The sequence below is a fragment of the Pedobacter sp. KBS0701 genome (assembly GCF_005938645.2).
Taxonomy (GTDB): Bacteria; Bacteroidota; Bacteroidia; order Sphingobacteriales; family Sphingobacteriaceae; genus Pedobacter.
The window spans coordinates 4,576,380-4,590,942 of sequence record NZ_CP042171.1 but is presented as its reverse complement, the minus strand read 5'-3'; the positions used below and the strand labels follow the sequence as shown (position 1 = coordinate 4,590,942).

At 38.4% G+C, this 14,563-nt stretch carries 10 protein-coding genes; 8 read left to right on the top strand and 2 right to left on the bottom strand.

Annotated features, from left to right (window positions below; translation table 11 throughout):
- Positions 1-8 precede the first annotated feature (8 nt).
- Positions 9-878 (bottom strand): transglutaminase-like domain-containing protein, encoded by an 870-nt coding sequence (locus FFJ24_RS18425; protein WP_138818641.1) that lies wholly within the window; start codon positions 876-878, stop codon positions 9-11.
- 44 nt (positions 879-922) lie between these two features.
- Here FFJ24_RS18425 and FFJ24_RS18420 point away from each other — a divergent pair, with 44 nt between their 5' ends.
- The 6 genes from FFJ24_RS18420 (at position 923) to FFJ24_RS18395 (ending at position 9,872) form a co-directional block, all read left to right on the top strand.
- Positions 923-1,705, top strand: a complete 783-nt coding sequence (locus FFJ24_RS18420) for an O-methyltransferase (protein ID WP_138818639.1) — start codon at positions 923-925, stop codon at positions 1,703-1,705.
- A gap of 3 nt (positions 1,706-1,708) precedes the next feature.
- Positions 1,709-2,377: a DUF1345 domain-containing protein gene (locus tag FFJ24_RS18415; RefSeq protein ID WP_138818637.1), complete on the top strand. Its 669-nt coding sequence runs from the start codon at positions 1,709-1,711 to the stop codon at positions 2,375-2,377.
- Positions 2,378-3,399: 1,022 nt separating this feature from the next.
- Positions 3,400-3,768, top strand: a complete 369-nt coding sequence (locus FFJ24_RS18410) for a BlaI/MecI/CopY family transcriptional regulator (protein ID WP_138818635.1) — start codon at positions 3,400-3,402, stop codon at positions 3,766-3,768.
- Positions 3,765-5,318: an N-acetylmuramoyl-L-alanine amidase gene (locus FFJ24_RS18405; RefSeq protein ID WP_138818633.1), complete on the top strand. Its 1,554-nt coding sequence runs from the start codon at positions 3,765-3,767 to the stop codon at positions 5,316-5,318. The genes FFJ24_RS18410 and FFJ24_RS18405 overlap by 4 nt, the downstream gene beginning before the upstream one ends.
- Before the next feature lie 12 nt (positions 5,319-5,330).
- Positions 5,331-7,499, top strand: a complete 2,169-nt coding sequence (locus tag FFJ24_RS18400; RefSeq protein WP_138818631.1) for a M56 family metallopeptidase — start codon at positions 5,331-5,333, stop codon at positions 7,497-7,499.
- Entirely contained in the window at positions 7,500-9,872 is a 2,373-nt protein-coding gene (locus FFJ24_RS18395; protein WP_138818630.1) for an outer membrane beta-barrel family protein, read from the top strand.
- Between the two features lie 341 nt (positions 9,873-10,213).
- Here the strand turns inward: FFJ24_RS18395 and FFJ24_RS18390 are convergent, their stop codons facing one another.
- The gene (locus FFJ24_RS18390) at positions 10,214-11,344 is read right to left on the bottom strand and encodes a BamA/TamA family outer membrane protein (RefSeq protein ID WP_138818628.1); all 1,131 of its coding nucleotides are present in this window, start codon (positions 11,342-11,344) and stop codon (positions 10,214-10,216) included.
- 663 nt (positions 11,345-12,007) lie between these two features.
- Between FFJ24_RS18390 and FFJ24_RS18385 the strand changes: the two genes are divergently transcribed.
- The gene (locus FFJ24_RS18385) at positions 12,008-12,988 is read left to right on the top strand and encodes a deoxyhypusine synthase family protein (RefSeq protein WP_121284005.1); all 981 of its coding nucleotides are present in this window, start codon (positions 12,008-12,010) and stop codon (positions 12,986-12,988) included.
- 255 nt (positions 12,989-13,243) lie between these two features.
- Positions 13,244-14,542, top strand: coding sequence for a c-type cytochrome (locus FFJ24_RS18380; RefSeq protein ID WP_138818626.1), 1,299 nt, complete (start codon positions 13,244-13,246; stop codon positions 14,540-14,542).
- Positions 14,543-14,563 lie beyond the last annotated feature (21 nt).

The following is a 14,563-nucleotide window of genomic DNA, read 5'->3' as shown; positions in this document are numbered from 1 at the left end:
TGGAGAATTTAAATGCTATTTTCTGCTAAAATGTTTTGAAGTTCGTTTAATTCAGCTACTTTTTCAGTTGCTCCGGCATTTTCATAAGCAGAAATCAGGTTTCTAATTACGCGGCGGATAATATCGGTATTACTGCAGGGTTTATAATATTCGGGTAAAGCTTCTAAGTTAAGCTGACGCAAAAACTGATCCACATCATGTTTGCCAAAAATATTACCACGGTTAAAAGCATTGATATAAAATAGTACACCATACTCAGTGCCCTCTTGTTTACTATCATCAATATAACCTAAAATAAAATGCTGCGGCAAATTAATCCCGTACACAGGCAGATCTAACTTTTGGGCCAGGGTAGAATAGATGATAGCCAGAGAAATCTGATTGCCTTTTTTGCTTTCTAAAACCTGATTTAAGTAAGAGTTTTGCGGATCGTGGTGGTTTTTAGTGTTACCGCCAAAGCCATATTGCTGGTATAAAACATGGTTAATTAATTTTACTTTTTCAACCGAACTCATTTCGTACTGCAGTCCCAGCCAGATATCCCTTTTTATCTCTTCAATTTGGTTAATTACTTTTTGCTCGTCTAAATCAGGGTATTGGTAACGGTTTATAATCAAGGCACCCTGCAATAAATCGAAAGCACCACTTAAATACCAAAGGTTTAGATCTTCTTTAACGGTTTTGAACTGGATTTGATGGACAATATTTTCAATGCGTTCCTGCATCAAGCCATCGAAAGATTGTTCCCAGGCATTTTCTAAATAGTGAATTACCTCACCGCCATATTCAAGCAGTTTTTTCTCCACATGTTGGTACACTTCCTCGTCCGGATCATCCAATAATTTTACTAAAGCACTTATCTCTGCGATATTTTCCATAAAACATACATACGTTTGCGGTGTTTAATTACTTTTGCAATATTATGCTATTTCAATTTATTAAAGATTACCTTAAACACCGTTTAACAGCTAAGAGCAGGCATGGAACGCATTCGCCATTTGTGTACAAGCTCGCTGACGAGGTAATTTACGATTTTAACGACAAATCTGAATACAAAGATATAGAGCAGCAACGAAAAAAACTTTTTAATGACGATTCTATAATCACCGTTACCGACCTCGGCGCTGGCTCTCACCTCAATAAAAACCGGACAAAGAAGGTCAGTCAGATTGCCAAAAATGCATTAAAAAGCCCAAGGTTGGCCAAGCTTATTTATCGGTTAGCCAAAAATACCCAGGCCAAAAGTGCAATTGAATTGGGTACCTGTTTGGGTATTACAACTGCTTATTTAGCAAAGACAGATTCCCAAACCGAGGTTATTACTATAGAAGGTTGTCCACAAACGGCAGATGTGGCCAGGAAAAATTTCCAGGATCTGGATTTAGAGAATATCGAACTCCATGTAGGCAATTTTGATTTAATTTTACCCGATGTTATTGCTCACCAGCCCAGCCTCGATTTTGTATATATTGACGGAAACCACCGGAAAGATGCTACTTTGAATTATTTTAAATGGTGCCTGCCAAAAGTTACCGAAAATTCTTTGCTCATCTTTGACGATATTTATTGGAGTGAAGGTATGAAAGAAGCCTGGACCGAAATTAAAAACCACCCTGATGTTACCATAACCATCGATTTATTTTGGATTGGTTTGGTTTATTTTAAAAAGGGTCAGGCTAAAGAACATTTTAAACTTAAGTTTTAACCCATGCAGGAACCGAAATTAGCAGGTATTCAAAAACGATCAGCACTCTTTGTTTTGCTGCTCAGCTTTTTCTCGGGAATTGGAGCTTACCTGCTTTCGTTTCTTTGTAAAATGGATACCCTTACGCATATTATGTTAGGGTGGGATTTTTTTTGTCTGGTACTCAATACCCTCCATTGGTATATGTTTTTTCACACCTCTGCTGCCGAAACTCACTTAAAAGCCAAAATGCAGGATGAAACCCGTGGCGAAATTTTTGCCATTGTATTGGTTTCTACCTTTGCCGGTTTACTGGCGGTAGTTCTGTTGCTGATTAACAAGGATATTGAACCACTTGATTTAATCGTTGCTATACTTGGCATGTTTTTATCGTGGTTTTTAGTACATACCACTTTTACCATGCGTTATGCCCATTTATATTATGGCGGCAAGCGGAAAGAAAAATCAGAAAAAGATGGTTCGGGATTGGAGTTTCCAGGCAATGATGAGCCTGATTTTATTGACTTTGCCTACTTTTCTTTCGTTCTGGGTATGACTTTCCAGGTCTCGGATGTCGAAATTTCGAATAGAGAGCTCAGAAGACTTTCTCTTTTACATAGTTTAATCGCTTTTATCTTCAATACGGTTATTGTAGCATTAACCATCAATGCATTGGCAGGGTTAAGCAAATAACGAATCGTCGTCTCGACCGAAGTATCGCGAAGTGGAGAGATCTATCATCCCACATTTTTTTGTCATCCTAAACGCAGCGAAAGATCTTTAAAATACATCATTTTTAACAGGAGGAGGTGTCGTGAAAAGATTTATTCCAACCAATTAGAGCAGTTTTTTGGAAATGAGCAGTCCATTTCTTTTGGCGGGCTTCAGTCCCGCTCTCTGTTACTTCCGGGAAGAACCGGAACCACTTTGATCGGGTTTAGTTACGAGGGTTAAATGCTTTTGGCGCTATGTGAGGAACAAGCCATTCGATCATAAACCTGACAGTAGCGAGCATCCCGATTTTTTCATCGGGATAAAGCGGATGGCAGGGCTGCCAGAGCCAATAGCCACAAGCCGTTCATTTTCAAATAAAAAATGTTATTGTTTTGGAAATGAGCAGTCCAGCTCTTTTGGCGGGCTTCAATCCCGCTCTCCGTTACTTCCGGTGAAGAACCGGAACCACTTTGATCGGGTTTAGTTACGAGAGTTAAATGCTTTTGGCGCTATGTGAGGAACAAGCCATTCGATCATAAACCTGACAGTAGCGAGCATCCCGATTTTTTCATCGGGATAAAGCGGATGGCAGGGCTGCCAGAGCCAATAGCCACAAGCCGTTCATTTTCAAATAAAAAATGTTATTGTTTTGGAAATGAGCAGTCCAGCTCTTTTGGCGGGCTTCAATCCCGCTCTCCGTTACTTCCGGTGAAGAACCGGAACCACTTTGATCGGGTTTAGTTACGAGAGTTAAATGCTTTTGGCGCTATGTGAGGAACAAGCCATTCGATCATAAACCTGACAGTAGCGAGCATCCCGATTTTTTCATCGGGATAAAGCGGATGGCAGGGCTGCCAGAGCCAATAGCCACAAACCTTTCGTTTTTAAATATAAAATTTTATTTAGCTGTAAGTCATTGACTTATGTTTTTTAAACTGATTTTTCAGTAATATAACTTGTTTTTTAGTTGTAAAACTGAAAAGTAAGTTATAGATTTGGGTATGGAAGAATTAACCAAAGCAGAAGAACGCATTATGCAGGTTTTATGGAAATTGCAGAAGGCATTCGTGAAAGATATTATAGATGAACTTGACGAGGAACCTAAGCCGCCCTATAATACCATTTCCTCAATTGTCAGGCTTTTAGAGAAGAAAGGCTATGTTGGTTATAAGGCTTACGGTAAAACCTACGAATATTTTCCAGCCATTACAAAGGACGAATATGCCAAAACTACCTTCTCCAAATTGTTTTCAGGTTATTTTGATAATTCTCCAACCAGCCTGTTATCGTTTATGGTAAAAGAGGAAAAACTAAGTGAAAAAGATATAGAAGAAATTAAGAAAATCATTAACCAGGATACAAAGCCATGATTTTAATTTACTTATTGAAGGTTTCGGCCTGTACACTAATGTTTTTTGCCGCTTATCAGTTATTGCTGGCCAGGCTCACGTTTTTTAACCTGAACCGCATTTATTTATTATTGATGTTGGTGTTGAGTTTTGGTATTCCGGCAGTTACCATCGAAAACCATCAGGAAGTAACCGTAGCCAGTCAGGAGATTCCGTCCAAAATAGCCTATAGCAACGATGGTGTTATTGAGCAGGATTTTGAAGATGAAGGTAGCGCAGCCAATAACAGCCTAAACTGGGATCAACTGCTGATGTATGGTTATAGCTCAATTTTAATCGTTCTTGTTTTCAGAATGCTGTTTGTGATGGTACGTATTCAGATCCAGCTGCGTAAACACGCGATTGACAGGAGTGGAACTGTTATCCTGGTTGATGAGAAATCAACCATAAAAAACTGTTCCTTTTTTAACCAGATTATTATCGATTCCTCTTTGCAGCATGAAGAAAAGAATCTGGTCATTAAACACGAATCTGTCCATGTGGAGCAGTTGCATATTGTAGACAAACTTCTAGTCAATTTAGTTGCGGCAATCCTTTGGTTTAACCCCATTATTTATTTCTGGCGAAATGCCATTGGTCATAATCACGAATTTCTGGCAGATCGTGAAACCTCTAAAGTTGCAGACAAGAAGGTTTATGCTTTTTTACTTTTAAACCTGGCTATGCCGGAAAAAAAAATACTCATTAATAGTTTCAGTAAACTTCCACTAAAAAACAGAATCATGATGATGTACAAAGAACCAAATGCACAGCTGCAAAAGCTTGCCTATATAGCCATTATTCCGGTTTTAGTGATTTGCTGTATGGCATTTATAAACCGCAAGGAAATTATTATAGAGAAAAAATTGACGGGGAATCGGGCGTCTGCAGATGCACCGGCAAAACCGAATGTTTATGCTATGAACTACTTAAAAAGCAATATTAAGGTTAATCCAAATGCTGCTTTTAATGAAGTAGAACCTACATTGGTTATTGATGCCGGCCACGGAGGAAAAGATGGTGCAATAGCTGCCCTGGATGGACAAAAAGAAAAAGACCTGAACTTAAGGGCGGTAAAAATACTGAAGGAAGAAGCCGAAAAAAGAGGGATAAAAGTAATATTAACCAGGAACTCTGACCAGTTTATTTCACTTCGCGATCGTTTACCAAAACAGGAGGCCACGGCTTTTATTTCCATTCATCATAATGCAACACTTGCAAATGCGGCTGTACCTTTCGATGGTATTGAAGTTTATGTTTCGAAGCTGAACAGCAATATCAAAACTGCGGAAGATCTGGGTGCCGGAATTTTAAGCAATCTGAAACAGCTTAAAGGGATGGAAGTAAGAGATTCATTAAAAAACGCAAACCTTTTGTTACTTCGCGAATCTAAAATACCTGCAGTTTTAATTGAGCTTGGAAATATATCAGATAGTAAGACTCTTGATTACATCAATCAGGAGAAAAATATCCGAAGGATCAGTAATTTGATTTTAGATGGATTTGTAGCTTTTTCGAAACGGGGTTGTTAATAAATTATTGCTATGGAATGCTTAACCTATCTGCTTAAAGTTACGGCCTGCACAGTGTTTTTCTTTGGGTTTTATATGTTGGTTTTAGGAAAACTGACTTTTTTTAAAATCAACCGCTTTTACCTGTTGGCTACCTTGTTACTAAGTTTTATTATTCCGGCTTTGCGATTTGAGGTCAAACGTGAAATGCCCATGTTAGAAACTGAGCTTGTGGGCATGCCTGATTTAAAACCGATTCAACCTGCGCCTGTGCAACTTATTCACCCCATTATGGTCGAATACCAGCCAGAGGTGACATCTAAAATTGATTGGGTGAGGTTAATACCTTATGCATACGGTGCCGTCGCTTTGCTTTTATTGCTCATCTGTCTGTGGCGCTTATTTGTTTTGCTTAAACATACAGGGAGTTATACCAAAAATAGCAATGGCTTAAAGCTGATTACTAAAACAAAAGGTTTTACCAACTGCTCCTTTTTTAACTATGTTTTTATAAATGCTGCGGGTTTAAGTGCAACGGATTTATCGGTTCTGCTTAAACACGAGCAGGTACACGCCAGGCAATACCATTCAATAGATAAAATTATTTTAATGGTTTTTAAATCCGTTTTATGGTTTAACCCTATAGTTTACCTATATGATAAAGCTTTAGAGCAGGTGCATGAATATGAGGCAGATGAAATTACTTCAGCAGATTATGGGAGTGAGGCTTATGCCAATCTATTATTGAAACTGGCCATCGCCAAAAGTGATATGCCCTTGATCCACAATTTTGTGAAAAGCCCCATTAAAGACCGTATTAAAATGTTGTTTCACTCAAAAACTAAAAATATGAAGAAATTAATGTACCTATTGGCATTGCCAGTTGCCGTGGTCTTGTTTTGGTTGTTTGCCGTACAGGTAGTGTATGCTCAGAACATACAGGAGGATAAAAAACTTTCGAAAGATTTTTATAAAGGAGCATTGAAAGGCAAAGTCCTTGATATTAAAAAAGAAGCTATAGGGCTTTATACATTCTATTTATTATCGGAGGGAAACGTTTACCCGATTGAAGCCACCACTTTTAAAGAAAAAATTAAAGTTGGCGATGAACTGATTGTTTATATATCGGCTAAAGGCTTTAATATCAAAAAAACGGATAAAAACGGCAAAGTTATCGCAGAAACCAAGGAACCGATTTATAACGCAACAAAAGTTACCACCTTAACCGGGAGCTTAATTTATGAGCAAAAAATAGAAAACCATGCTTTTTTGTACGAAGCGAATAAAGCGCGTTCTGCCTCATCTAAAATTAAAACGATAAAGAAAGACGCTAATGGTAAGATTGAAAAGATCGTATTAAATGATGGCTTTTTTACTATCAACCTCAACTTGCAAACTCAAAATATAAAGGATGATAACTTTAAAGCAGGCGATCAGGTATTGGTTAAATTTATCGGCGAAAAGTTGGTGGCAAAAAATATATATAGTACCGATAAAATGATTGTATTGTATTCTGAACCTAAAAAATACCTGATCAAAAATGAAGTGCTTTACAACCGGTTTTATTTTAATGATGGGAAACAGAAAGCTGCTGCAATAAAAAATCAACCAACTGAAGTTGCCAAACCAGTTACGCCTAAAATCATCTCGTTTTCTAAAATAACAGGTGATGTACAGCATAAAGTTTCTTACATGGAAAATGCAGTTATCGATATTGTGAACTGTAGACTAGAGGCCGGATACGTAGAATTGGATCAACTTAATGGTAAAATGATCGCCAAAAATGCAGTATTAAAAGCCAAAGAAGGTGGATCTGCAACTGCTAAAATTATTGTTTTTAATTTGAAAGACGGAAGCTATAGAGCTGAAAATGGGGAGGGTAAACTTGGAGTGAATATACATGATGCTGTGCTTGAGAAGGATTTTTTAACAAAGTTGAATGACAAAGTAGAATATGTTGCCAACGATTCGGTTAAAATGAGTAAAGATAGATTTATCATATCTTTATTTGGAAATGCGAGGTTGTTCTATAAGGAGATAAGGTTATCAGGAGCTAAAATTGTTTACAATAAAAAAGATAATACAGTACTTGTTAGCGATGCTACCATGACCTCAGGTGATAATAAGGTGAAAGCCGATAGTTTATTTTTTGATATAAAAACAAAAAAAGCCAAGTTATACGGTGCCGATTTAAACCGCTAGATGTTCAGGTTTATTTTCTTTCTTATTGCGATTTTTTCTGGCTTATCTTCACAGGCACAGTTTAGTCTCTCAGGTAAGGTAACTAATCAGGAGTTTAAGGCTTTGCCATTTGTTACGGTTAAAATTTCCGGACTTCAGAATAGCGTATTTTATACCCAAACCGATAGTTTAGGCACATACCAATTCAAATTACAAACAGGGAAATACTCGGTTGTTTTTTCCGCGATCAATTTTAAAAACGTAAGCCGGTTAGTTACAATAACAGGCGATACCATCATTAATGTTCAACTCCAGCTAATCCCAAATACCCTGACCGATGTTCAGGTTAATGCTAAAAAAGTATTGATCGAAAAAAAGATCGACAGGACTGTTTTTAATGTAGAGAATAGTATTTCGGCAATCGGAACAGATGCCTTGGAACTGCTTTCAAAAATTCCTGGTGTACGCGTTTTGAATGACAAGGTTTCGCTGGTGGGTAAAGGTGAGGTTAATGTGATGATCAATGATAAACTTGTGCCTTTGTCGGCAGATGAACTGTCGAGTTATTTAAAATCCATCTCCTCAGCTAATATTGCTAAAATTGAAGTCATCACCAACCCGCCAGCCAAATATGATGCTCAAGGAAATAATGGGCTGATCAATATTGTGCTTAAGAAAGTTAGCACTGAGGGTTTCAAAGGGTCGGTAAATGCGGCTTTGACAAAAGCAAGTTATTTTACTGCATCTACTGGCGCAAATTTGAATTACCGGAAAAACAAAATTACACTTTCTTCAAACTTTAATTTTAGAAAAGGATCGATTGTTCCTTATGAGCAAAGTGATGTGTTTTATGCTGTGCAAACCTGGAATATTGTAAATAAAGACTGGAATTTCAGAACGGTGCCCAGCGGACAGATCGGGATAGATTATCAGGCTTCTCCAAAAACTGTATTGGGTTTATTTTATAATGGCGGACTGACCAATTTCCATTCGGAAGAAAATATTAAAACAAGGGTTTATAACCAAGGTAAAGGCATCGATTCTATGCTGAATTCGGACGCAAATGCCAAAATCAATTCGCATTACCATTCGGCGAATATTTATTTAAAACAAGCTTTAGATTCGGCCGGTAAGCAAATCACCTTTAATGGCGATTGGTTTACCTATCGAGATGATAAAAACAGGTTTTTTAATAATACCAGTTATTTTCAAAACGGAATGTTAATTCCAAATTCCTTTGCCAAATACCTTTCGACCAGTAAGCAAAACATTGATTTATATACCTTGAAAGCTGATGTTGATCTTCCTTATAGAACCTTTAAATTGTCTTTCGGCACAAAGCTGAGTTTTATTAAAAACCAAAGCGATCTTGCTTTTTACCAATCTCAGAATGGGAGTTACAGAATAGATCTACAACAAAGTAATTTGTTCAATTACAATGAAAATACCCAGGCATTATATGCGAATTTTAATAAAACAATTAAAAAATGGGATTTTCAGGCTGGATTAAGGGGGGAATACACACAAATTGATGGGATTTCTCTTAATGAGCAAAATAAAAATGAATATTTCCGCCTTTTTCCAACACTTTACATAATTTACAGGGCAAACGATAAAAATAATTTTTCGATCAACTATGGCCGACGGATTAACCGCCCTGCTTACCGCAAATTGAACCCTTTCCGTTGGTACAGCAATGAATATGCCTATGCCGAAGGAAATCCATTTTTGCAGCCGTCTTATAATGATAACATTGAATTTTCGCATACCTATAATATATTTACTACTTCGTTATCTTTCAGCAAAACTACTAATGGTTTTAATGATGTTAATTTTATTGATCCGGAGACAAATATCCAGGCTTCCAAACCGGTTAATTTTATAACAGGCTATCATTATCAACTGAGTAATGCCATTACTTTTAATGCGCTGAAGGGTTGGGAAAGTTTCAACCAGCTGGATGTTTTTTACAATGCAGCTAATTCCAGTATTGCACAAACTCTGGGGAAACTAAAAGGATTTGGTGCTTATTATTCTACACTCAACCAGTTTGTCTTTAATTCTTCGAAAACCATTTTGGGCGAAGTAAGTTTCTGGTACCAATTCCCAACTGTTGACGGACTTAATAAAAATAAAAATCAATATAACCTTGATTTGGGGGTGAAAACTTTATTGCTCGATAAAAAGATGCAACTGGCTATTACAGCTAGTGATGTTTTTAAAACCAATCGATACCGGTTTAGCAGTTTGATCAACAACATCAGGCAGGAATACAATAACTATTATGATAGCCGCCAGATACGGCTTACCTTCCGTTACAATTTCGGTAATGAGAAAATTAAACAGCAGGATAGGAAGTTGGGTAATGAAGAGGAGCGGAGGAGGAGTAATTAATTATGGAAGATATAATATGGATGATGGGTGGATGGAAGGGATCCTTATGTATCTGTGGTTAAAATCCTTCGACTACGCTCAGGATGACAATCTTAACAAGATGATGATTAGTGAAATTCTCCGTGTTGACCTGTGTGTATCTGTGGTTAATTCTTCGACATCGCTAACATTGATAGAATCCACTAGAGCGGCCGTCATTCCCGCGCAGGTGGGAATCGTAATACAAAGCGCTTTAAGATTCCCAATCGAGTTGGGAATGACGATCTCTTGCAGCCCCTCAGGATGACGAAACGAGCGGATGATCGCATGAAGCCCATCATCCCTCTTACGTCATCCATCCCCTAAAACGCTTCCGCTAAACTGATATAAAACCCTGCCTGGCGTTTTTCATTTGGCAATTTTTCTCCTATACCATAATCTAAGCGAACGCTCAGACCTTTAGCCGGGTCGAAAAAGTAGCGGCCACCAACACCAAAATTTGGTTTTAATCCATCGCCATTAAATTGGCCGTTAGCAAATACTTTACCCGTACCAGCGAAAGCCACGATGCCGAAACGGTTCATAAAACGGTAGCGGATTTCGGCTTGTGCTGCCATCAGGTTTTCATCGCGGTAGCGGCCACTATAGTAACCGCGCATCATCTGGTCGTTGCCCAGCTGTTGTAATAAATAAAATGGTGTACTTTTACTCTGTACGGTATAATAAATTCCCTGTACGCCCAAAACCACTTTTGGTGCCAAACTAAAGAAACCACGTAGGTCTACTTTAATCTGCGAGCCGTTAAAACTTTCTCCCCCAAAAAAATCCGGTGCATATTGATAGGTTGCCCTGCCGAAAAAACCTTTGGTGGGGTAATTGTTGCTGTTGCGAGTATCGTAACTTTGCGATGCACCGATCCAGGCTACCGAACCACCATCTTTATCTAAAATTTGTGGGTTAGTGGTATAAATGCCTCCAGCTTGTTTATCTATAAAATGATAATTCTCAAAACCTAATGAAACACCTGTATAAGCTTTGGGTAAAGTATTCATTTCGGCATCAAAAAGTGTCTTAAAAACCCTTTGGTCTAGTTTGTCCTCATCTATTTTCTTAGCCACGTTGCCTATACCATAAAAATTAAACGGCTGGTTTTTAAAACGAATATCGCCAATAAAGTGATATTTGTTTCCTTTGGTCCACATATCGCCTTTAAGCATAAAATTAGCTGTCTTTTTGGTGGAGTAGGTGGTGTTCAACGCGAAGTTCGAACTGCGGTTCAGTGTATCTTTACGGTCTACATAAAAAGAATAAATAGCACCAACACCAAATTCAAATCCGGTTTCCTGACTATAGCCAAAGGCTGGCAAAGGTAAAAAGCTGGCTTTACGCGTAGTATCTTTTTCGTTCGAGAGCATCTTCCTGATCAGTTTCATTTGTGCGAATGAACTTCCTGAAACGAGCGCCAGTAAAATAATCAGATAATATTTTTTCATCAAGTTTTTTTTGATTTTATAGGCGATGAAGCTATCATGAGCATATCCTCGTATTGTAAGTGGTTTGCTCATGATGGTTTCATTACTGCAAAGAAAAGGAAATTTAGTAAGAAGTTGGTTAACCGGTTGATTGTTTAAATTGGTTAACTGTATCTGGCAACTGCTCAATCTCAATTCCAAACACCCAAACCGTCATTTCGGGCGGAGTGCAACGTAGCCGAGAACCACGAAGTGCTCAGCGAAGCTAAATCTGGCTAGATAGATCTCTCCATTTCACTGCGTTCAGTCGACATGACGACGCTTTTATTGAAATTTATCATTGGAAATTGAAATCTGCATTATTAGCTCTCCCAGCCGCCACCTAAACCGGATTGCAGGGGAAAGCCCACAGGTGAGGTACGAACCGAGGACTTGTACAGGAAAGCCGGGCTAACGTTAAAAAGAACTATTGACACTGCTTTCCAAAAAAGATCCTTCGACTACCCTTAGGATGACAATCGCTGGTAAAGCACTTTTTATGATTTAATCGACTTAGACTACAGACTGAAGACTCTGGACTAACCAACGGTATGCGCCAAACGCCCTGCTCCAAATGCTAAACGCTTTTACGTTTTCACCTTTCGGCCTAAATACCTATTTTTGCGGCAAACAATACAAAACGAAATGAGCAATACAAGAGGACCAATATCTCAGTTTATGGAGCGTAATTACCTCCATTTTAATGCTGCGGCAATGATGGATGCGGCTAAAGGATACGAAACGCATTTGGATGAAGGTGGTAAAATGATGATCACACTTGCTGGTGCAATGAGTACTGCAGAATTGGGAATTTCACTTGCAGAGATGATCCGCCAGGATAAAGTGGCTATTATTTCTTGTACGGGTGCAAACCTTGAAGAAGATATTATGAACCTGGTAGCACATTCCCATTATAAACGCGTACCAAACTATCGAGATTTAAGTCCACAAGACGAATGGGACCTTTTAGAGAACCATTACAACCGCGTTACCGATACCTGTATCCCTGAAGAAGAAGCTTTCCGTCGTTTGCAAAAACACATCCATAAAATCTGGATGGATGCTGAAGCTGCAGGCGAGCGTTATTTTCCGCATGAGTTTATGTACAAAATGCTTTTGAGCGGCGATTTGGAGCAATACTATGAAATTGATCCTAAAAATTCATGGATGTTAGCTGCGGCAGAAAAGAATTTGCCAATTGTGGTACCAGGATGGGAAGATTCTACTATGGGTAACATCTTCGCCTCTTATGTAATGAAAAAGGAACTTACTGCAACCACAGTAAAAGGCGGTATTGAATATATGGGTTGGCTGGCCGATTGGTATATTGCAAACAGCGGTGGTAAAGGAATCGGCTTCTTCCAGATAGGTGGTGGTATTGCCGGCGATTTCCCGATCTGCGTGGTGCCAATGCTTTACCAGGATATGGAAATGGAAAATATTCCTTTCTGGAGTTATTTCTGCCAGATCTCGGATTCGACCACTTCTTATGGCTCTTATTCTGGTGCCGTACCAAACGAAAAGATCACGTGGGGTAAACTGGATATCCACACGCCAAAATTTATCGTAGAAAGTGATGCGACAATTGTAGCACCGTTAATGTTTGCCTGGATATTAAAACAATAATCAGAAAAAATAAATAAACCAAATTGGTTTATGGTATGCCCATTGGAGATAACCTGTCAAAAATGGGCATTTTTATTGGCTGAATGGCTGGAAATGACATTTGTTTAGAATGATTATAAATTGTATTTCAAGTCACTATTATGTCATGGGATTTATTAATAAGTTATACTTTTGTTCAAGTTTTGGTGGGGCTACCCCTAGTTCAGCATCAATTTCACAACAAAAAGTAAATTAAATAAGTATAAAGTGTTCATTATGAGAGATATCTCGATGATTTTAAAAAGCGTTTGGAAGTCGTTATTCGTATTTTCAGCAATTTCCGTAATAGCGGTTTCTACCGTAAATGCGCAGGATGCTAAAGAAGGAAGAACGCTTTTCAAAGCAAAATGTTCTTCGTGCCATGCGTTAGATCACAAAGTTGTTGGTCCGGCATTAGAAGGAGTAAGCGATCGTCACCCTGAAGCGTTCCTGTTAAAATGGATCCCTAACAACGCAGCAATGATTGCTGCCGGAGATCCTGCAGCTGTTAAATTATTTAACGATAATGGCAAAGTACCAATGACTACTTTCCCTGAGTTAGATGAAGCAAAAGTAAAAGATATCTTAGCGTACATTAAAGAGGGTGAGCCAAAAGCACCTGTTGATCCAAATGCACCTAAAGCTGGTACTGCAGAAAGTGGTACTTCAGGTTTATCAATTGCAGGTATTGTAGCTATCGTTGTATTGGCGATTGTTATTTTGGTAATCTTAGGCCGTGCTTCTAAATTGTTAGAGCGCCTGATTTTACAAAAACAAGGTATCGAGATTGAAGAAGATGTGCCATTAAAAGTTGGTGTGCGCAAGATGTTCAAAAACAAGAAATTTGTGATGTTCTTTATCTTGTGTTTAATCATCTGTTTAGGTTCATTCGGTTGGATGGGCATGTGGAATACTGGTGTTCATACCGGTTACCAGCCAGTTCAGCCAATTAAATTCTCTCACGAGTTGCACGCGGGTATCAATCAGATCGATTGTCAGTATTGCCACAACGGCGCATTTAAATCAAAAAATGCAACTATTCCTTCATTAAACGTTTGTATGAACTGCCATAAAGCTGTTCAGGCAAGAGATAAATATGATGGAGAGATTTCTCCTGAGATCAAAAAAATCTATAATGCTTTAGGTTACGATCCGGAAACACAGAAATATGATGAAGGTAAAGCTAAACCAATGGAGTGGGTACGTGTACACAACCTTCCTGATTTTGCTTACTTCAATCACTCTCAGCACGTAGTTGTTGCAGAAGATGCCATCCGTAAAGCAAAAGGATTACAACCAACAGAACCTGTATGTTTCGCTTGTCACGGCCCGGTTAATACCATGGAAGAAATTTATCAATATTCTCCACTAACCATGAAATGGTGTATTAACTGCCACAAAGAAACAGATATTTCTGGTCAGAAAAATAATGCTTTCTACGCTAAGGTTATCGAAGCGCACGAAAAGATTAAAAAAGGCGAGAAAATTACACCAGCGTTATTGGGTGGTTTAGAGTGTGGTAAATGCCACTATTAATAGATAGAGTTTAGTAAGAAC